This is a genomic window from Acinetobacter lwoffii (genome assembly GCF_049367455.1).
GTDB classification, from domain to species: domain Bacteria; phylum Pseudomonadota; class Gammaproteobacteria; order Pseudomonadales; family Moraxellaceae; genus Acinetobacter; species Acinetobacter lwoffii_W.
The window spans coordinates 1723071-1743287 of record NZ_JBMPXW010000001.1 but is presented as its reverse complement, the minus strand read 5'-3'; the positions used below and the strand labels follow the sequence as shown (position 1 = coordinate 1743287).

Sequence of the window (20217 nt, the reverse complement as noted above, 5' to 3'; positions counted from 1 at the left end):
ATGAAAAATTGATAGGAAGAAGAGTATGTTTTTTATTTTTGGCGTCGGCCCTAAAACCAAAACCATTGAGAAAAGCCAGTTTCTGTGTCCGGTCTGCCGTACTCGTTCGGGCTATGAGCTAAAACAGCAGCGTAATTATTTTTCTTTATTTTTTATACCCTTGATTCCACTTTCCAAGCCTAAATCTGCTTTTGTGACCTGTTCCAATTGTGGAACCGCAATGCCGAGCACGGTACTGGACCATGCTCAGCCAGAGCCAGGACGAAACTCCAATCTAGAAGCTTGATTCTTCGCGGCTTGGATTGACCTGACGCGTGGTCGAATCAATTTTCAGAATCAGACTGATCATGACCGCACAGATAATCAGGGATGAACCGCCATAACTAATAAATGGCAAGGTCAAACCCTTGGTCGGCAACATGCCCATATTCATACCGGCATTCACCAGAATCTGTAACAGGAAAATGATACTGATGCCATAAGCCAGATAGCCGGCACGCAAATATTGATGCTGCAAGGCGCGGTGTCCAATGCGGATACAGCAAACCAGCATGGTGAAGGACAAGATCAGGATGGTTGAAATGCCTAAAAAGCCAAATTCTTCACCCAAAATTGCCAGCATGAAATCGGTATGCGCCTCAGGCAAATAAGACATTTTCTGGATACTATGCCCCAAGCCTACCCCTGCCCACTCCCCACGGCCAAAGGCCATAAGGGCATTAGAGAGCTGATAACCGGTGCCTAAGGGATCTTCCCAAGGATTCGAAAAAGACAGCAGACGTTGCAGACGATACGGTTCCAACAGAATCGCGGCAGCAAATGCGCCGACCAAGGTCATAAAAGCCACACCGAACTGAATCCACGGCGCACCCGCCAGAAAGAACACGCCAAGCATGGTTAAGGTAATTACCACGGTTGCACCCAAGTCAGGCTCGAGAATAATCAAACCGACGGTAGCACCCATGATGGCACTTAAACGGACCAGACCCTTGATATTATTCCGTACTTCTTCCGCACGGCGCACCACGTAGTCTGCAGTAAAAATTGCCATCATCACTTTGGCGACTTCCGAAGCCTGTAAGGTAAAGCCTGCGATCCGAATCCAGCGTTTGGAACCATTGACTTCCGTCCCGACAAATAGCACGGCCACCAAAAGTACGATGGTAATAATCCACAAAAAGAAAGTGTTATTAAACCAGACTTTTAAGGGGACTTTATAAGCCAGAAAAGCTGCTACGGCAGCGACAAAAATCGAAATCCCATGTCGGCTAATATAGTGAAACGGATTTTCATGCATACGTTCTGCATAGGGCATCGAGGCCGATGCCACCATGATCGAACCAATGCAGAGCAAAGCCAACACACAGAAAATCAATACATTCCGTGGATTCACTTCAGCAGGTATTCTAGGTATCCACTGCGTATAAAATTGATTTAATTTATTGATCGTAGTCTGAGCAAACCCAGCCATATCACGAATCCTTGTTATTCTTAATTGAGTTCATTCACATACGCAACAAACTTGCGACCACGCTCAGGATAACCCGAGAACATATCAAAACTTGCGCATGCAGGAGACAATAGCACGACATCATGTGCCTGAGTGTGCTTTTGGCAGATTTCTACTGCCTGCTGCAAGCTGTCCGCATGAATCAGTTCAATCGTACCCGCAATCGCTGCTTCAATGACGGGACGATCTTCACCGATTAATACCGCTACTTTGGCATATTTGCTTAATGATTCACGCAAGGCTTTAAAGTCCTGCCCTTTGCCCTGACCACCGAGAATAATCGCGACTTTACCGCCTTGGGCTTCAATGGCCATGCCGAGACCGTCCAGTGCTGCCAAGGTTGCGCCGATATTGGTACCTTTGGAGTCATTATAATAACGTACGCCTTGCACTTCTTTAACGAATTCACAGCGATGTTCCAGACCTTTAAAGGTCTTTAAGGTATTCAACATGCTTTCCAGTGGCAGGCCAATCGCTTCACCCAGCGCCAGACAGGCCAAGGCATTGGCAACATTATGCGTGCCCTGCATATACATCTCGGTACTTTTCAGCAGACGCTCACGACCACGCGCCAGCCAGATGCTGCCATCCGTATCCTTGAGAATACCGTACTGGTTCATATCCGGTGCATTTAGACCAAAGCTTTGTATCGGTGTTACGTCTGGCACCAGAGGACGGGTCAAAGAGTCATCACGGTTATAGACGACTTTTTTTACACCCTGGAAAATCCGGTGTTTCGCCGTGTGATAACCCATCATATCGCCATGACGATCCAGATGATCTTCACTCATGTTCAACACCACCGCGACTTCAGCCGCCAGATTTGAGGTGGTTTCCAGCTGAAAACTGGACAGCTCGAGTATATACAGCTCAGGATCGTCTTTAGTCAGGTCTAGCGCAGGACGACCTAAGTTACCACCGATAGCGACTTTTTTACCAGCATCCGCTGCCATCAAGCCAATCAAGGTCGTCACGGTACTTTTGGCATTAGAACCGGTAATTGCTACGATTGGCTTGTCTGTAGCACGGCGTAAAATCTGGATTTCACTGACTACTGGAATGCCCTTGTTGATGGCTGCCTGAATTTCAGGAAGTTTAGGATCAAGTCCTGGGCTGATCACGATTTCTTCCGCAGACAACAACAGCTCGGCATCAAACTGACCGAAACTGGTCTGAACTTCAGCGGGTATCTGCTCATGCCCTGGCGGGTTAGCTCTAGAATCTGTTACTGCAACGCGGTAGCCCTGACTATGCAAGAAATTGACTGCTGCAACACCTGATATTCCGAGTCCTGCAACGACTTTTAACCCACCACGTTGTATTAACATTTTCGCCCCATATTTTGGTCTATTTTGAAACTGACGAAATGGTAGCACTTTGCTGTTTTGAATGCCTTTTCTGATTGGCTTTTCTGCACATTTTTTTTGTGTCCATGCGTAAAAAAACCGTCATGATCATGACGGTTTTTAAAATTCAGCCAGAAAAGGAAATTATTTCCATTTCACCGCTTGTTGGGCTGGCTTTTCTTCTGAACTTTTTTCTGAAACCGGACAGGCACAGTTGCCACCACAGCCTGCAGCCATACCCGGTTGCAGCCATTTGGCCAGACGCTGCCAACCCTTGGCCGCACAGGCATCAGACAGCTTCTGAAAGACTGAATTAGAGGTGTTGGGAAACACCTTTTTGAATACGACCAGCATGCTCCAAAGCACCAGCGCTGTCACAATTAGAATTTCAATCATCTCAATCTCCCATACCTATACAATGCAGCAAATTCAATTGGCCAAGGCCAAGCTGAGATTTAGCCCAAATAATATGAAGCAATTTGATAAGTCAGGAATGACATGAAATATGCCAGACCAAACAGGTAAACAGTCATGATACTGACAGTTTTCCAGGAACCGGTTTCACGTTTAACTGTTGCCAGAGTCGCCAGACAATGTGGTGCATAAATAAACCACACCAGCAAAGACAAACCTGTCGCAACTGACCAGCCCAGATCCCCTCCACCGCTGATTAGTGCAGCCAGACCTTCAGACATCGCATCTTCATCAACTGCCGACATCGCATAAACTGTGCCCAGTGCTGCAACGACCACTTCACGCGCTGCCATCGCCGGAATCAGGGCAATACAGATCTGCCAGTTAAAACCGAGCGGTGCAAAGATTGGCTGCATCAGATGACCGAGCATCCCTGCCAATGAATAATCAATGGCCGGCAGGGTTGCCCCTTCTGGGGGCTGCGGGAAAGTACATAGAAACCACAGCACAATCGATAAGGCGAAGATAATACCACCGACACGTTTCAAGAAGATTTTGCCGCGATCCAGCAAGCCGATCCAAACGTTCTTCAAATCCGGAAAACGGTAGCTTGGCAGCTCCATCAATAACATGTGCTGTGATTTATCTTTGTGGAAGAATTTCAACACAAAAGACACCAGCAAAGCACTTACGATACCCGCCATATACAGACCGAAGAGCACCAGACCTTGCAGATTCAGGAAGCCCCAGACAGTTTGTGCCGGTATAAATGCCGCAATCAGCAAGGCATAAACCGGCAAACGCGCCGAACAGGTCATTAAAGGTGCAACAAAAATCGTGGTTAAACGATCTCGTGGATCACTGATGGTCCGCGATGCCATAATCCCCGGAATGGCACAGGCAAAGCTGGACAATAACGGAATAAAGGCACGTCCTGACAAACCGGCTTTAAACATCAGTTTATCGAGCAAGAATGCTGCACGCGGTAAATAACCCGATTCTTCTAGTACTAAAATAAAGAAGAACAGAATCAGAATCTGTGGCAGGAACACCACCACGCCACCGGCACCGGCAATAATCCCGTCCACCACCAGGCTATTCAGTAATGGGTGCGAAATATATTCGCCGAGGAACTCACCCAGCCAGCCAAAGAAGGATTCAATCCCATCCATAAACGGCGCAGCCCAGGCAAATACCGCCTGGAAAATCACGAACATCATTACAGCTAGGCTGAGTAAGCCCAATACCGGATGCAGAAAAATCTTGTCAAGAAAATCGGTACGCTTATCTTCCTGATCGACGAAATTGACCACGTCATTCAGAATGTTTTCTACGCGCTGGTGACTATCACCTTTCAAGCCACTGAGCTCAGTCTGTGGTACAGAATACTTGCCTTGATCTAGCGCATTTTTCAGGTTTTCAATGCCTGAACTGCGCACAGCCACCGTTTCTACCACAGGCACGCCCAGTCGCTCAGACAGCTTCTGGGTATTGATCTGCATGCCACGACGGCGTGCTTCATCCATCATGTTCAGCACGACCAGCACCGGACGATCCAGCGCAATCATTTCCAGCACCAGACCCAGATGTAATTTCAGATTGGTGGCATCTACCACACACAAAAATGCATCCTGCTCCTGCTCTTCCGCAATTTTACCTTGCACCACATTACGGGTGATTTCTTCATCCGGACTGGTCGCATCCAGACTATAAGTTCCCGGCAAATCCAGTACCCGTACCGCTTTGCCTGAAGCAAGCTGAAAAGTACCGACTTTACGTTCAACCGTCACACCCGCATAGTTACCGACTTTTTGGCGTGTTCCAGTTAAGTGGTTGAATAATGAAGTTTTACCGCAGTTAGGGTTACCGACAAGGGCAATACGTAATGTATCACTCATGCCGACACCGCCTGTTCGATTTCAATTTTGGCTGCTTCTGATTTACGCAAAGCAAAACGTGTGAATCCAACTTGAATCAAAATGGGATCTCCACCAAAAATACCTTTAGTAATGACCTGTACCTTTGTACCTGGTACAAAGCCTAAAGTTTCCAAACGACTCGCGACGACATCGTGTAGAGCACTTTCACCATCAGTTGTTCGACTCACTTTTCGAATGATGGCAATTTGTTTTGCTTTTAAATCAGACAAACGCACCGTGAAATTCCTAAACTATTTTGTACAGTATACAAACAAATGAGAATAATTAACAAATAAGATTAATTACATTTCGATTTAGCCTTATACCACATCGACACTGTCATAAAATTAAACTACAGTGGAGAATACCAATCCCGATTATCGCTTTTTTAGATCAGATCCTTTCACCCTATGCTGAATAAAAAACCCCGTATTCCTGCCCCTGTCCAGATTCCTGATGCGTTCAGTTATTTGCAAGGTTTTCGTGATTATCTGATTGCACAAACGGTCAGCCCGCATACCCGCAATGCCTATTTGTCCGATCTGGTGCAATGTGCAGAATGCTTGAGCAAGCCTCTGCCCGAATGGAATCATGATGATATTTCCGATGTACTGATTGCGCTGACCAAACAGCAAAAAAGCCCACGTTCGATTGCCCGCTGCCTGTCTGCCTTGCGTTCATTTTATAAATTTTTACGCGAGCAAAAACTGCGTAGTGACAATCCGGTGGCCGCACATAAAACCCCGAAACTGGGCCGGGCCTTACCTAAAGATTTGTCCGAAGCTGATGTTGAAGCCTTGATTCATGCCCCGGATATCAACACGGCATTAGGGCTGCGCGATCGCGCCATGTTTGAAGTGCTGTATGCCTGCGGACTTCGGGTGACCGAACTGATTAACCTGCGTCTGGAACTGATCAACTTAAAACAGGGTTATTTACGTATCGTCGGTAAGGGGAATAAAGAACGTCTGATTCCAATGGGACAAATGGCCTGTGAATGGGTGGAAAAATATCTGAATGAAGCCCGTCCGCAACTGTACAAGACTTCGACCGATTATCTGTTTCTGACCCAGCATGGCGGCATCATGAGCCGGCAGAATTTCTGGTATGCCATTAAGCGTTATGCGCTGCAGGCCGGAATTCAATCCGAACTGTCACCGCATACCTTGCGCCATGCCTTTGCCACCCATTTACTCAATCATGGCGCAGACTTACGTGTGGTACAGATGTTACTCGGACATAGTGATCTGTCTACCACCCAGATTTATACTCATGTGGCGCAGGTACGGATGCAACAGCTACACGCGACCCATCATCCACGGGCTTAAAACGTTTACAGGTCGAATAAACTGAGAAGTTTGACGTGATTGTATTTTTTTTTGTTATGCTAATGCTCTGTTTTTAGTCCAAGAAGAAAAGGGTTATTTATGACATTTGCCCGCTCAAAAGTTTTTATGGCTTGCACACTTGCTGCTGGTTTGGGGCTTAGCGCATGTTCCAATTCCACGAACAACGATAAAAAGCAAGATACGCTCACTGCAAGTGCACCAGCAACGGGCGAAGCCTCTACCCTGACCGAACGTAATGCCCAACAGCGCCTGGTTTCGACCTTGGAAAAGCATTTCAAGACTGCCGGCATCAGTGCCAAAATCACCGACATTAAAGCCACCGAAGTCCCGAACCTGTTCTGGGTCAGCCTGGAAGGCATGTCTGCGGTCTATGTCACCAGTGACGGTAAGTATCTGATTCAGGGCGATGTGATCCGTCTCGGCGATAAACAGCTGCACAATGTCAGCGAAAATCTGCAAGCAGGCATCAACAATAAACTCTTTGCCGAACTCAAGCCAGCAGACTTGCTGGTCTATCCAGCCAAAGGCAAAACCAAGCATGTGGTCTATGTGTTTACCGATGTCAGTTGTCCGTATTGCCATAAATTCCATGAACAAATGGATGAGATGAATGCCAAAGGCATTGAAGTGCGTTATATCGCCTGGCCGCGTGGTGAACAGCATATGCCAGCCATGGAAGCGATCTGGTGCAGTGCCGACCGCCGTAGTGCGTTTGACCAGGCGATTGCCGGTGCACAGATTAGCGCAGAAAAATGTGAAAATCCTGTTCAAGATCAATATCAAATGGGTCTGAATATGGGCGTGAATGGCACCCCTGCCATTTATAATTCAGCAGGGGCTTATCTGGGCGGTTACCTGTCTACCTCGGAATTATTGAACCGGCTTAAATAACTCATTTTAATACGTTATTTAACTTTAATTTATAGATAAAGATATTCTGAAAATGACCCTAGAGTCAGGCGGTTTTTTTAGCTATGATCTAGGTTCTTGTAAAAAACTGTTTAATTTGGAGTGTGACGTGAAACCAGTTCGTCTGGCAATCCTCGGTCTTGGTACTGTAGGTGGTGGTGCCTTGAAACTATTAAAAGAAAATGCTGCTGAGATCAAACGTCGCACCGGTCGTGAAATTGAAATTACCCATGTAGGCACCCGTCGTCCACGTCCTGATCTGGATCTGCCAGAATCGGTCAAACAAAGTGCTGATTTGATGGACATCGTGCGTCAACCTGATGTAGACGTGGTGGTTGAAGTCATGGGCGGAATTCATCCTGCCTATGAAGTCATCATGGAAGCCATGAAACATGGCAAACATATTGTAACCGCCAACAAAGCACTCTTGGCTGAACACGGTAATGAACTGTTTAAAGCGGCTGAAGACAATGCCGTGCAAATTGCCTATGAAGCCGCAGTGGCTGGTGGCATTCCAATTATTAAAGTGATCCGTGAAGGTTTGGCAGCCAACAAGATTGAATGGCTGGCCGGTATTATTAACGGCACAGGTAACTTCATTCTTAGTGAAATGCGTGAAAAAGGCCGCGCTTTTGAAGATGTGCTGAAAGAAGCGCAAGAACTGGGTTATGCCGAAGCCGATCCGACCTTTGACGTGGAAGGCATTGACGCAGCACACAAGCTGACGATTCTGGCCTCATGTGCCTTTGGTATTCCACTTCAGTTTGACAAAGTCTTTACTGAAGGCATTGGCAAAGTCACGGCACAAGATGTGAAATATGCCGAAGACCTCGGTTTCCGGATTAAACATCTGGGCATTGCACGCCGTACTGATGCCGGGATTGAACTCCGTGTACACCCGACCCTAATTCCAGATGACCAGCTGATTGCCAATGTTAACGGCGTGAAAAATGCGGTTCTGGTACAAGCGAATGCGGTCGGCCCAACACTGTACTATGGTGCTGGCGCAGGTGCGGGACCAACGGCTTCTGCGGTTGTTGCTGATGTCGTCGATATTGTCCGTGACATCATTTACACAGAAGACGGCGCAGGTACTATTCCGCAACTGGCTTTTGAAGCGCTCAGTGATTTACCGATCTTGAGTCGTGAACAAATGACCACCGGCTATTACATCCGTATTAATGCCGAAGATCAGATGGGCGTGCTTGCCGATGTCACCACAATTCTCAGTCGTGCCGGCATCAGTATTGATGCGATCATGCAGCAACCGCGTTTATCCAAAGACCTTATTCCTATCGTGATTCTGACCGATCCTATCGTCGAATCAAAAATGGATGCAGCGCTTTCACAAATTCAAGCATTACCCGTCATTCATGGCGAAATTGTACGAATTCGTTTAGAATCGCTTGATAATTAATCGGGTTGAGGGGAGGATTCCCCTTGCCAAGCTCTACACACAATTGGAACATCATCATGTCGAATGCCAATCGTTATACTGGTTTAGTTGACCGCTATCGCGACCGTTTACCAGTGTCTGCAACTACTCGTGCGATCTCTTTGGGTGAAGGTAATACTCCACTGATCAAGCTTGAGAATATTCCACGCATTATTGGTAAAGATGTTGAAATTTATGTGAAGTACGAGGGCTTAAACCCGACTGGTTCATTTAAAGACCGCGGTATGACTATGGCGGTGACCAAAGCCGTTGAAGAAGGCTCTAAAGCCATCATCTGCGCATCTACTGGTAACACCTCTGCAGCAGCGGCTGCATACGCTGCGCGTGCCGGCATTAAAGCATTCGTGCTCATCCCTGAAGGCAAAATTGCCATGGGTAAAATGGCACAAGCGATGATGTATGGTGCGATCACCATGCAAATTCGCGTTAACTTTGATGACGGTATGCGTCTGGTCAAAGAAGTTGCCGATCAGGCACCGGTAACGATTGTAAACTCAATCAACCCATACCGTCTGCAAGGTCAAAAAACCATTGCTTACGAGATCGTTGAAGCTTTAGGTCGTGCACCGGATTATCACTGCCTGCCAGTCGGTAATGCGGGTAACATCACTGCGCACTGGATGGGTTATACTGAAGCGGTTGCCAACCAGTCGAAAGAAGAATTTGAGCAAGTCGTTTACGATGCTGAAACTGATGCCTTTACTGGTCCTAAACCGGCTGGCTTGCCAATCATGGCAGGTTACCAAGCCTCTGGTGCTGCACCGTTCCTTCGTGGCGGTCCAGTAGAAAACCCGGAAACTGTTGCAACTGCGATTCGTATCGGCAATCCGCAAAGCTTCAATCATGCTAAAGCGGTTGTTCGTGATTCAAACGGCTGGTTCGATGAACTGACTGATGCGGAGATTCTCGAAGCTCAACGTCTGCTTTCTATGTATGAAGGTGTGTTCGTAGAGCCGGCATCTGCTGCGTCTGTCGGCGGTGCCATCCGTGATATTAAAGCGGGTAAAATTGCTGAAGGTTCAGTAATCGTATGTACCGTAACGGGTAACGGTCTGAAAGATCCAGACACTGCTATCAAGCAATGTGCTGATGCCGTGATGTTGTCGATTGATGCAACTATGAGTCAAGTTAAAGACTCTATTCTGTCGAATATGTAATTCCGGCCAGAATTAAAAAAACCCTGCACTTGCAGGGTTTTTTTATGAACCAATCAATTAGATTCGTTTAGGTTGCTGGCTGACCCAACTCATTAAACGGGTCGCATCATTGGTACGCGCCTGTGAGCTGTTTGCACCTAAAAGTACCACCGCCACCGGACGGTTATTCAGAGTCGTGTGCATCACCACACAGCGCCCTGCTTCATTAATAAAACCGGTTTTAGAAATATTAATATTCCAGCCGCCATTACGTACCAAGGCATTGGTATTATTCGATTTCAACACACGATAACCCAAGTTAAAGTCATAGCTTGGCGTGGTCGAGAACTGGCGAATCAGGCCATATTGAGAGGCAGTATTTACCAAGATTCCCAAGTCACGAGCTGAAGCCATGTTACCCGGATGCAAACCGGTTGACTCCATGAAGCGGGTAGAATTCATGCCGAGCTCTTTGGCTTTTGCATTCATTTTGGCAATAAACGCTGATCGGCCACCTGGATAAGTGCGTGCCAAAGCGGCAGCAGCCGGATTCTCGGACTTCATCAGAGCAAACAGTAAAGCTTCAGCACGGTTCATGCTGTCCCCTGCTCTTAAAGTCGAGCTTGAGCTTTTACAACCTGAACAGGAAAAATCAGCCTGTTGTAGTGTGATTTTTTCCGACATGTTCAGACGTGCATCAGAAATGACCACCGCTGTCATCAGCTTGGTAATCGATGCAATCGGATAGGCAGTATTGGTATTTTTGCTAAACAGCACCTCACCGGTTTGTGCATCCATGACCAGTGCAGCCCGTGCATTGACAGAAGGTTGATTACTAAAATGATTCGTATCAATAATCTGCGGCGCAGTATAAGCAGGTTTGGCTGCTGCTGGCGCTGCTGTGCCGACCTGACGCAAAGTAGTGGTCACTGTTGCAGACCCGGGTGGCGAAGGCTCATTGGCTGACGCATTAAAATCATCGCTCATTAACTGGTTAACTTCTTCAGAAGACCAACTAATGCTGGAACCGTCCTCTGCCGTGCCAGAATTCATAATGATTTCAGCAAAACTTGTCGTGCTCATGCTGATTAACACGGACAGGCCGAGTAGATGCCTTAAAGACTTGTTTATTTTCTTCACTATTCCTTCACTCAACTAACAGAGGTAAGATTGATTTGCGTATTACCTCTAATATGCCTTACATTTAAACACAATGCCGAACATTTTTTGTTCTTGACACTGTGTGATAAGTTTCAGATTTAATCTTGCGAATAGGATTGCTAATTTTGTACTTTCATTGCAAGCTTATTTTGCTTTATGTAACAAAAAAATGATTTTTTTAACAGAGGGAGAGCGTAGGTGATCACAGTTTTAGTTGTGGACGACCATGAATTAGTTCGTACTGGAATTTGCAGAATGCTAGAAGACCATGCGGAGGTTCAGGTAATTGGACAAGCTGAATCTGGTGAAGAAGCGATCTCTCTAGTTCGTCAACATCATCCTGATGTAGTTTTGTTAGATGTGAATATGCCGGGCATTGGTGGCGTAGAAACCACGCGCCGTCTACTTCAGAGTGCGCCGGAAACCAAAGTTTTGGCGGTTAGCGGTTTAGCAGAAGAGCCTTATCCGTCCCTGTTATTGAAAGCCGGTGCCAAAGGTTATATCACCAAAGGGGCCCCGATTTCGGAAATGGTCCGTGCGATTAACAAAGTCATGCAAGGCGGCAAATATTTCAGTGCAGACATTGCGGAACAGTTAGCAAGCTCTTACCTTTCTGATACACAACAATCGCCTTTTGATGCATTGTCAGAGCGTGAAATGCAAGTCGCGATGATGGTCGTGAATTGTATCAGCGCCCAGGAAATTGCCGACAAGCTCTTTGTGAGTGTTAAAACCGTGAATACTTATCGTTACCGTATTTTTGAAAAACTGAATATCGATAGCGATGTTAAACTGACTCATCTGGCCATGCGCTATGGACTCATTAAACCTTAGCTTTTAACGATTTCCGGTGCATATGGCACAACAAAAAAACTATGCTGAACTGAATCAATACCATCTCGGTATCTGGTACAGCGCTTATCGTCTGCTGATCAGCACCGGTTTGTTGCTGATTTTTATGCTGACCTACCCCGAACTCACCACCGATTATCAATACCCGCAGCTGTATTATTATGCACTGGGAATCGGGGTTGCGATCAATACCGTACAGCTGTTTGTGCTGAAATGGATCAGACGCCTGATCCAGCCGCAGCTGATTATGATTTTCTTTAGCGATGTCTGCGTTTTAAGTTTGCTGACTTTGGCGAGCGACGGTCCTAATCTGCAAATCGGGCTGCTGTTTGTGATTACTATCTTTTCTGCATCTTTATTATTAGATGCAAAAAAGGCCTTGGTCGTCACGCTGGTTGCTGTTATCAGCGTAATTTATCAGCATTTTATCGGCAGTATTTTTGCATTTTCATCACTCAGCAATATCAGTAATAGCGCCTTGCTGGCCTTTTTATTTTTTGTGGTCTATGGCACTGGACAAATTGCCATACGCCGCTTTCAGATTCTGGAAAATCTAAATTTTTCTCAATCGCTGGAACTGCATCGCTTACAGAATATTAACCGCTATATTCTGGAGCAGATTGAAACCGGCTATCTGGTTCTGGATGAAAACTACCATGTGGTACTCAGTAATCCTGCCGCCTGTAATCTTCTTGGAATTGAGTCCAAATACGGCCATGAGAAATTCACCTTATCTCAGTCACAGCCAGATTTATTTGAACTGATCCATTTTGAAACGCTAGAAAATGGTGAGCGCTTTCAGTTTGAATCCCAACAAAGTCGCTATAATATTCATGTGCAAGTACAAAAGCTGATTGTGCCGCATCAGACTCTAATGCTACTGGTGTTACAGGATGCCAAAAAACTGAATCAGCAGGTGCAGCAACTTAAACTTGCTGCACTGGGTCAACTCTCGGCCAGTATTGCCCATGAAATTCGTAACCCCTTGGCGGCCATTGTGCAGGCCAATGATTTGTATCTGGACTCAGAAACTGAACAGCAACAGCTACTCCAGCAGATGATTGGCCGACAGGCGACCCGGATTGACCGGATTATTCAGGACACGCTGAATATGGTCAAAAATAAAGAAACCCACCCGATACCGATTCATCTCAATGAATTTATCCCGTTATTTATCCAGGAAGATCTGGCCGATATTCGCGATCAGATTCAATTTAATATTGATATCCCGCTAGTGATTCAGTTTGATGAAGCACAATTCCGGCAAATCCTGATTAATCTGATTCGTAATGCCATTCGTCACAATTCAGCAGATGCAGCCTATATTCAGCTGAATGTGCATCCTTATGAACATCGGGTCTGGATTGATGTACGGGATTTTGGCTCTGGCGTAGCCGTACATGATCAAGCTCTATTGTTCAAACCCTTTTTTAGCACATCGATTAGTGGTACCGGATTAGGATTGTATTTATCACATAGTTTTTGCGAAGCAAATCAGGCACAATTAAACTATATACAACAAGAACAGGGCGCATGCTTTCGCATCAGCTGTCAACGTATTACGCTTTAAAGGGGTCAAGGAAGATGAATGGGGAACAACAACCACTGGTGCTTTTGGTGGATGATGAGGAAGATTTGTGTACCCTCATGCAAATGTCATTGCTGCGCATGGGAATTCGTACGCACATTGCCCACCGTTTGGAAGATGCTAAAAAATGCCTTGCCAATCATCAATATGATGCCTGTCTGACTGACCTAAATCTGCCCGATGGCAATGGTTTGGAGTTACTGGACTGGATTGGCAGCCTCTATCCGGCACTTCCGGTCGCAGTTCTGACCGCCTATGGCAACATGGAAATCGCCATTGCTGCGCTCAAAGCCGGGGCCTTTGATTTTGTCAGCAAACCGATCAATCAGAAACATCTGGAACAACTCTTACAAAAAGCCCTGAATAAACCGGTGGATTATTCGCATAATAATCCAAATGAAGCGCTTGAACATAAAATGCTGATTGGACAATCCCTGCCGATCCAGCAACTACGTATTACCTTACAAAAAATTGCCCGATCCCAAGCACCGGTTTTTATCACTGGTGAATCGGGAACAGGTAAAGAAGTCGTGGCCAATCTGGTCCATCGCCTGAGTAACCGCAATGAAGGTCCTTTTATTGCGATTAACTGTGGCGCCATTCCGACTGAGTTGATGGAAAGCGAACTGTTTGGGCATAAGAAAGGCAGCTTTACCGGCGCTGCTCAGGACAAACAGGGACTGATTCAATCTGCCCATGGTGGCAGTCTGTTTCTGGATGAAATTGCAGAATTACCGCTTTCTATGCAGGTCAAATTGTTACGTGCCGTACAGGAAAAACGTATTCGTCCACTCGGTTCGGATACCGAAATTGATGTGGATTTCCGTGTGATCAGTGCCACGCATCAGGATCTGGAAGCCTTGGTGCAACAAGGCAAATTCCGTCAGGATTTATATTTCCGTATTCATGTAATGGATCTGACTTTACCGCCATTACGTGAACGCGGCCAAGATATTCTGTTATTGGCCGAACACTTTATTCAGAAGATTTGCCAGGAATGGGGCATTCCCAATAAAAAACTGACCGAACGTAGCAAAGAGTTCTTATTGGGACAATATTATCCAGGTAATGTACGTGAATTGCGTAATATTATGGAACGCGCAATTACTTTAAGTGATGAAGAGCGGATTGATCTTCAGCATTTGCAGAGTGCACCGCTACGTCATGCGCTTAACAGCCCTCAGGAGATAAATACGCTCACGAGCGAGATCATTGCGACCGAAACCCTGATTGCACCTAAAAAGCTGCCTGAAGAGGGTCTAGAACTATATTTGGAAAAGGTCGAGAAAGAAATTTTACTGAATGCGCTGAATCTGACCCATTGGAACCGGACACTGGCCGCCAAAAAACTCGGCATGTCATTCCGTTCCCTGCGCTATCGTTTGAAAAAGTTCGGACTGGATACCGAAGAAGACGAATAATTATTTTTGCAGGAGCAGCAAGTCTGTGACATGTTCCAGATAACTCTCCTCACGCATTTCCTGCTTAAACGGATAGTTGAAATGCGGCTGTACGCCCCGCCCTTCAATCATCTGGCCACTCGGGTTAAAGTATTGCGATACTGTCATCTGTAGAGCCGAACCGTTGCTTAAAGGAAAGAGTTTCTGTACTACGCCTTTGCCATAGCTTTTTTCGCCTACGACCCAGGCACGGTTATGTTCTTTCAGGGCTGCTGTAAACACTTCTGCTGCAGAAGCCGAGCGGTTATTAATCAATACCCCAACTTTCAGATTCTGAAACTCAAAACTCGGCAAGGCCTGAAATTGCTGATTACCTTCAGCGCGGCTTTTGGTCGACACAATCACGCCCTGATTCAAAAATAAATCGGCAGATTCAACTGCAGCCGAGAGTAAGCCACCGGGATTATTGCGTAAATCAAATAGCACGGCTTTTAAGCGCTTGTCGGCATAGCTTTCGATTAGACGTTTGATTTCATTGGCAGTATCTTGCTGAAAAACCTTGACCTGTAAAACCAGAACCTGATTATTGTGCAGGCTCGATTTAATTTCAGTATCCAGTTTGGTATTGCGGACCAGACGAACGGCCGGACTTTGCGGGGAGAGCTGAATCATGAGCGTAGAGCCAACGGCTCCGCTCAATAACTGCCGGACTTGTTCCTGATTCAGGCTATTTAATACCTGATCATCAATTTTATAAACCGTGACGCCATTTCGAAGTCCCTGCTTGGCTGAATCAGCATCGGAACTCAGTCCCTGAACTACCCATTGCTTCAACCGCGGGTCAAATTGCAGATCAAAATCAATGCTGGCCAGATCACCTTCGGTATATTCACGCAGTTGCTTATAATCTTCAGGCGACAAATAACGGGAATAGCGATCTAAGCCACTGACCAGACCCTGAATGGCCTGTTGAAACAAGGCATCGTCATTTTTATCTTGAATATAATTATCTTTTACGATGCCATAAATTTGTACGAATTCTTGAATGGATGCCACAGGAATTTCGGAATAGACCTGCCCATCCATTTCCATATCATCGAATGCCGGCTCATTTGAACCCGCACCCCAAGCTGAATGACTCAAACACATCAGTAAGCATGGTATTACAACAGACTTCCAGCGTGTTCTTGCCATTCTTTGACCTTTTTAGAATTTTATCGAAAATTATGCATCAAGCTGAATCAGGTTACGACCTTGCATTTCAGCAGGTACCGGAACTTGCATCAGACTTAATAAAGTCGGTGCTACATCTGCCAATACACCGCCTTCTGCGATCGTGGCCTGAGTTGGGCCGACATAAATAAACGGAACCAATTCAGTGGTATGCTGAGTATGTACCTGACCACTGTGATAGTCCTGCATCTGCTCTACGTTACCATGATCGGCAGTCACAATCATATGACCTTTTTGCGCCATTACCGCTTCATAAACCCGGCCCAAACAGGTATCAACCGCTTCAACAGCTTTCACCGCAGCATCGAATACACCGGTATGACCGACCATATCACCATTGGCAAAGTTCACCACCAGCAGGTCAAATTCACCTGAATTGATCGCAGCCACCAGCTCATCAGTCACTTCATAAGCACTCATTTCCGGTTTAAGGTCATAAGTGGCTACGTTTGGCGATGGAATCAGGATACGTTTTTCACCTGGGTATTCATCTTCACGGCCGCCGCTGAAGAAGAAAGTCACATGTGCATATTTTTCTGTTTCCGCGATACGCAGCTGAGTTTTACCCAAGTTTGACAGGTATTCGCCAATCGAGTTGACCAATGCTTCAGGCATATACGCTACAGGTGCATCAATCGTGGCTTGATAGCGGGTCAACATGACAAACTTCGCCAGATTTGGCACCACTTTACGTTCAAAACCGGCAAAGTCTTTTTCCACAAATGCGCGGGTCAATTCACGGGCACGATCGGCACGGAAGTTCATGAATACGACACTATCGCCATCCTGAATTTTTGCCAGCTCGCCAATACGGGTCGCTTTGACAAACTCATCTGACTCATCGGCTGCGTAAGCCTGTTCCAGACCTTCAACTGCGCTGACAGCTGTACGAACCGCTTCACCTTCAGTCAGCAGACGATAAGCCTGTTCAACACGATCCCAACGGTTATCACGGTCCATGGCAAAATAACGGCCAATCACAGTCGCAATACGACCTTGACCTGGATATTGTGCGAATAAGGCATCAAGCTTTTCTAAAGAAGGCTGTGCGCTTTTAGGCGGTGTATCACGACCATCTAAAAATGCATGTAAATAGACTTTCACACCGCGTTTCAGGGCCAGTTCAGCCATCGCCACGATATGATCTTCATGTGAGTGCACACCGCCTTCAGACAAAAGACCAAGCAAATGTACTGCCCCACCTGAAGCTTTGGCTTTCTCCACCGCATCGACCAACACTTCATGTTCAAAGAAGTCGCCCGTACGAATGTCTTTGGTAATCCGGGTAAAGTCCTGATACAGCACACGACCTGCGCCGAGGTTCATATGTCCAACTTCAGAGTTACCCATCTGGCCATCTGGCAGGCCAACATCTTCACCTGAACCCGAGATCAAACCATGCGGATGCTTGTCCTGTATCGCAGTTAAATTTGGTCGTTTAGCTGCTAAAAACGCATTGTCTTCGACCGCTTCGCGATGACCCACACCATCCATAATCACCAAAACGTGAGGGATTTTGCCAGCAGTTGCATCCGTCATAATGAAATACTCTGTTCGTCTACGAATTAATCGCTCTATTTTAGCGAAGTTTATAAAAAGAGGCCATGACCCGTATATGGTTTAAGCCTCTCATGATGATTGATTTGTTCTATTTTCCTATGGTTTAGCGCGCCCGATGCAGCAAGTATCCGCCGATGCCGAACATGATCAGAATCGGAATAAACACGAACCAGGCCGGAGATGGTGCATAAATCAGACTGGCATAGCCGAGGAAATCCTGCAGATAGAAGAAACCTAGTCCGGCAAATAAGGCAATCACCAGACGGAAACCCATGGATTGCTGACGCAACGGCCCGAAGATAAATGAACAGGCAATCACTACTAGTGCAATCAGAGCAAAAGGCGAACCAAGTTTTTGCCAGAAGGCCAGCTGATAGGTTTTCGGTACCTGGCTGTATTCATGCATATAGCTCATAAAGCTCACTAGTTGGCTAGGCGATAAATCTTCAGGATCAATCGTCACCATATGTACATATTTGGGCTGCAATGCCAGCGCTAAAGGTTGCTGTTGTTGCTTAACCAACGTGGCATTGCCATTTTGTAAAATATCGAACTGCTCTGTATTGTCCAGTGTCCAGGAACCATCTTTAACGAATTGCCCCTGATCTGCCTGCAAGGTACCGCGCAAACGATAGTTCTGGTCAAAGTCCAGCATCTGCACATTTTTCAGCTGGCCTTGCGAGTTAGCATAATCGATATAAATAAAGCGCTGCCCTTCCCGAGTCCAGTAACCACGCACTTCACCGAGCTGAGCGGCTTTACTGGCACTCTTGACGCTTTTGGCCTGTTCATTGGTATAAGGAATGACCCACTCGCTCAGGGCAAATGACAACACCACCAACAACAGTGCCGAACGGATGACCCAGCCGACAATGCGCCATAAGCTCACGCCGACCGAACGCATCACAATCAGCTCGCTATTCGAGGCTAATGTACCAAGACCTAGGACAGCACCAATCAGTGCAGAAATCGGCAGGATTTCATATAAATAGTTTGGTGCGCCCCAAAGCACATATTTCAAGGCATCCCAGGCACCATAACCATCTTTGAGCGAGCCAAGCTCACCCAGATAAGTAAATAATACCTGTAAACCTGCCAATACTGCGGTTGCACCCAGCATCGCCAGCGCAGTAGTTTGGGTCACATGTTTTGCAACTATACGACGTGCCAACATTGTTAAGACCTCACTCGCTGAATCTGTTTCTTGATTTTTGGACCTAATTTCTGTTTACGTGAGAACAAGGCACCCGCAATTGCATAGGCAATCAGGATCAATGGATAGGCCCAAATGCCCATTTCTTCTTTACTGATCCGCGTCTTTACTGCCATCAGGGCCACAATCAGACTGGCAAAAATCATGAGGGCAGGAAATAACTTGAGATATCGACCCTGTCGTGGACTCACTTCAGACAAGGCCACAGCCAGAATCAGGGCAATCAGAATCGCAAAAGGAACAAACACCCGCCAGCCCAACTCACTGGCCACCACAGGATCCTGACGGTTCTGCCACAATTGCGAGGTCGGTAAGGCCTCAACTTCAGTACTGGCAAATTGCGCTTCTTCATCGCTTTCTAAGCGCAGACGATAGCTTTCAAATTCAGCTTGAGTATATTGCGGTGTACCCGGATAGATCTCATAACGGCGACCTTGGACCAGATCGACCACATTGGCAGCATCATTCGGTACTTCAATTCGGGTGGCTTCCTGCGCCAGAATCATCACATCCGGTTTGCCTTCTTTTTCCGCACGCTGATAAAAGAAAATATCTTTTAAATTTTTACGGTCTTCTGACAGGTCACCGGCATAAATGGTATAGGGCCCAGAGGAGATAAATTCTTTCGGTCGCACCAGGTCAAAGCCGGTACGTACCGCCTGACTGGTGGTCAGGGCTTCAAACTGGCGAATGCCCCACGGCGCAGCCCACAGCATCAATCCGGCCTGAGCAATCAAAAACACCAGGGTCATCGGCACCAGTAGACGCGCCAATTGATGCCGACTGACGCCACTGCCATTCATCACGGCCATTTCATGGTCGACATATAAACGGCCAAACACCAGCATCAGTCCAATAAAGAAACCGAGCGGAAGAATCAGGGTCAAGAATTCAGGCAAACGGTAGCCAATAATGCTAAATAAAATGCCTGCATCCAGACGGCCTTGCGCCGCGACACCAAAATACTTGATCAGTCGACCGCCCATCATGATCAAGGTCAATAAGGCAATCACCACCAAGGATGTCGAGACAACTTGCTTGACCAGATAACGCCGAATAATCAAATTAATTCTTCCAAAATAAGGTCCATAAAACGAGTGCTAGTTTACCCGAATAGCAAAAATATAAAACCTAGGCCGCCCTGCCCATTGAAAATCTATTCGGATAAATG

General features: G+C 46.5%; 18 protein-coding genes. 8 read left to right on the top strand and 10 right to left on the bottom strand.

Features of this window, described 5'->3' with window-relative positions:
* Nucleotides 1-25: 25 nt before the first annotated feature.
* Nucleotides 26-286 (top strand): zinc ribbon domain-containing protein, encoded by a 261-nt coding sequence (locus ACO1B7_RS08215; RefSeq protein ID WP_004281070.1) that lies wholly within the window; start codon nucleotides 26-28, stop codon nucleotides 284-286.
* Here the strand turns inward: ACO1B7_RS08215 and ftsW are convergent.
* The 5 genes from ftsW to ACO1B7_RS08190 form a co-directional block, all read right to left on the bottom strand.
* On the bottom strand, nucleotides 275-1471 hold the full coding sequence (ftsW, locus tag ACO1B7_RS08210; RefSeq protein WP_423090035.1) for a putative lipid II flippase FtsW: 1197 nt from the start codon (nucleotides 1469-1471) through the stop codon (nucleotides 275-277). The genes ACO1B7_RS08215 and ftsW overlap by 12 nt on opposite strands.
* 20 nt (nucleotides 1472-1491) lie before the next feature.
* Nucleotides 1492-2838 (bottom strand): UDP-N-acetylmuramoyl-L-alanine--D-glutamate ligase, encoded by a 1347-nt coding sequence (gene murD, locus ACO1B7_RS08205; RefSeq protein WP_004281068.1) that lies wholly within the window; start codon nucleotides 2836-2838, stop codon nucleotides 1492-1494.
* A 162-nt stretch (nucleotides 2839-3000) separates the two neighbouring features.
* Complete coding sequence (locus ACO1B7_RS08200; protein WP_004281067.1) at nucleotides 3001-3252, bottom strand: DUF6587 family protein; 252 nt, start codon at nucleotides 3250-3252, stop codon at nucleotides 3001-3003.
* Nucleotides 3253-3311: 59 nt separating this feature from the next.
* A complete protein-coding gene (gene feoB, locus ACO1B7_RS08195; protein WP_004281066.1) occupies nucleotides 3312-5168 on the bottom strand; it encodes a ferrous iron transporter B in 1857 nt (618 codons plus the stop codon).
* Nucleotides 5165-5425, bottom strand: coding sequence for a FeoA family protein (locus ACO1B7_RS08190; RefSeq protein WP_004281065.1), 261 nt, complete (start codon nucleotides 5423-5425; stop codon nucleotides 5165-5167). Before ACO1B7_RS08190 ends, feoB begins: the two co-directional genes overlap by 4 nt.
* A gap of 174 nt (nucleotides 5426-5599) precedes the next feature.
* On the opposite strand from ACO1B7_RS08190, the gene xerD reads away from it, so the two are divergent.
* The 4 genes from xerD (at nucleotide 5600) to thrC (ending at nucleotide 10060) form a co-directional block, all read left to right on the top strand.
* On the top strand, nucleotides 5600-6517 hold the full coding sequence (xerD, locus tag ACO1B7_RS08185) for a site-specific tyrosine recombinase XerD (protein WP_004281064.1): 918 nt from the start codon (nucleotides 5600-5602) through the stop codon (nucleotides 6515-6517).
* A 99-nt stretch (nucleotides 6518-6616) separates the two neighbouring features.
* Nucleotides 6617-7429, top strand: a complete 813-nt coding sequence (locus ACO1B7_RS08180) for a DsbC family protein (RefSeq protein WP_004281063.1) — start codon at nucleotides 6617-6619, stop codon at nucleotides 7427-7429.
* A 127-nt stretch (nucleotides 7430-7556) separates the two neighbouring features.
* A complete protein-coding gene (locus tag ACO1B7_RS08175) occupies nucleotides 7557-8864 on the top strand; it encodes a homoserine dehydrogenase (RefSeq protein ID WP_034605826.1) in 1308 nt (435 codons plus the stop codon).
* A 56-nt stretch (nucleotides 8865-8920) separates the two neighbouring features.
* Nucleotides 8921-10060, top strand: a complete 1140-nt coding sequence (gene thrC, locus ACO1B7_RS08170) for a threonine synthase (protein ID WP_423090034.1) — start codon at nucleotides 8921-8923, stop codon at nucleotides 10058-10060.
* A 57-nt stretch (nucleotides 10061-10117) separates the two neighbouring features.
* On the opposite strand, the gene ACO1B7_RS08165 is transcribed toward thrC, so the two are convergent.
* Nucleotides 10118-11179, bottom strand: a complete 1062-nt coding sequence (locus ACO1B7_RS08165) for a serine hydrolase (protein ID WP_004281060.1) — start codon at nucleotides 11177-11179, stop codon at nucleotides 10118-10120.
* A gap of 219 nt (nucleotides 11180-11398) precedes the next feature.
* Here ACO1B7_RS08165 and gacA point away from each other — a divergent pair, with 219 nt between their 5' ends.
* The 3 genes from gacA to ACO1B7_RS08150 are packed head-to-tail and all read left to right on the top strand — an operon-like array spanning nucleotide 11399 to nucleotide 15061.
* Entirely contained in the window at nucleotides 11399-12034 is a 636-nt protein-coding gene (gene gacA, locus ACO1B7_RS08160; protein ID WP_004281059.1) for a response regulator transcription factor GacA, read from the top strand.
* Between the two features lie 22 nt (nucleotides 12035-12056).
* Nucleotides 12057-13622 (top strand): sensor histidine kinase, encoded by a 1566-nt coding sequence (locus ACO1B7_RS08155; protein ID WP_423090033.1) that lies wholly within the window; start codon nucleotides 12057-12059, stop codon nucleotides 13620-13622.
* A 14-nt stretch (nucleotides 13623-13636) separates the two neighbouring features.
* On the top strand, nucleotides 13637-15061 hold the full coding sequence (locus ACO1B7_RS08150) for a sigma-54-dependent transcriptional regulator (protein ID WP_005249687.1): 1425 nt from the start codon (nucleotides 13637-13639) through the stop codon (nucleotides 15059-15061).
* Here the strand turns inward: ACO1B7_RS08150 and ACO1B7_RS08145 are convergent, their stop codons facing one another.
* The 4 genes from ACO1B7_RS08145 to lptF form a co-directional block, all read right to left on the bottom strand.
* Nucleotides 15062-16234 (bottom strand): S41 family peptidase, encoded by a 1173-nt coding sequence (locus ACO1B7_RS08145; RefSeq protein WP_423090032.1) that lies wholly within the window; start codon nucleotides 16232-16234, stop codon nucleotides 15062-15064.
* 30 nt (nucleotides 16235-16264) lie between these two features.
* Complete coding sequence (gene gpmI, locus ACO1B7_RS08140) at nucleotides 16265-17812, bottom strand: 2,3-bisphosphoglycerate-independent phosphoglycerate mutase (protein WP_243474069.1); 1548 nt, start codon at nucleotides 17810-17812, stop codon at nucleotides 16265-16267.
* Nucleotides 17813-17936: 124 nt separating this feature from the next.
* A complete protein-coding gene (lptG, locus tag ACO1B7_RS08135; RefSeq protein ID WP_004281054.1) occupies nucleotides 17937-19007 on the bottom strand; it encodes an LPS export ABC transporter permease LptG in 1071 nt (356 codons plus the stop codon).
* Between the two features lie 2 nt (nucleotides 19008-19009).
* Nucleotides 19010-20110 (bottom strand): LPS export ABC transporter permease LptF, encoded by a 1101-nt coding sequence (lptF, locus tag ACO1B7_RS08130; RefSeq protein WP_005108446.1) that lies wholly within the window; start codon nucleotides 20108-20110, stop codon nucleotides 19010-19012.
* Between the last annotated feature and the right edge of the window lie 107 nt (nucleotides 20111-20217).

Coding starts and splice junctions, on each gene's coding strand:
- ACO1B7_RS08215 (WP_004281070.1), top strand. CDS start 26: ATGTTTTTTATTTTTGGCGTCGGCCCTAAAACCAAAACCATTGAGAAA.
- ftsW (WP_423090035.1), bottom strand. CDS start 1,471: ATGGCTGGGTTTGCTCAGACTACGATCAATAAATTAAATCAATTTTAT.
- murD (WP_004281068.1), bottom strand. CDS start 2,838: ATGTTAATACAACGTGGTGGGTTAAAAGTCGTTGCAGGACTCGGAATA.
- ACO1B7_RS08200 (WP_004281067.1), bottom strand. CDS start 3,252: ATGATTGAAATTCTAATTGTGACAGCGCTGGTGCTTTGGAGCATGCTG.
- feoB (WP_004281066.1), bottom strand. CDS start 5,168: ATGAGTGATACATTACGTATTGCCCTTGTCGGTAACCCTAACTGCGGT.
- xerD (WP_004281064.1), top strand. CDS start 5,600: ATGCTGAATAAAAAACCCCGTATTCCTGCCCCTGTCCAGATTCCTGAT.
- ACO1B7_RS08180 (WP_004281063.1), top strand. CDS start 6,617: ATGACATTTGCCCGCTCAAAAGTTTTTATGGCTTGCACACTTGCTGCT.
- thrC (WP_423090034.1), top strand. CDS start 8,921: ATGTCGAATGCCAATCGTTATACTGGTTTAGTTGACCGCTATCGCGAC.
- ACO1B7_RS08155 (WP_423090033.1), top strand. CDS start 12,057: ATGGCACAACAAAAAAACTATGCTGAACTGAATCAATACCATCTCGGT.
- ACO1B7_RS08150 (WP_005249687.1), top strand. CDS start 13,637: ATGAATGGGGAACAACAACCACTGGTGCTTTTGGTGGATGATGAGGAA.
- ACO1B7_RS08145 (WP_423090032.1), bottom strand. CDS start 16,234: ATGGCAAGAACACGCTGGAAGTCTGTTGTAATACCATGCTTACTGATG.
- gpmI (WP_243474069.1), bottom strand. CDS start 17,812: ATGACGGATGCAACTGCTGGCAAAATCCCTCACGTTTTGGTGATTATG.
- lptG (WP_004281054.1), bottom strand. CDS start 19,007: ATGTTGGCACGTCGTATAGTTGCAAAACATGTGACCCAAACTACTGCG.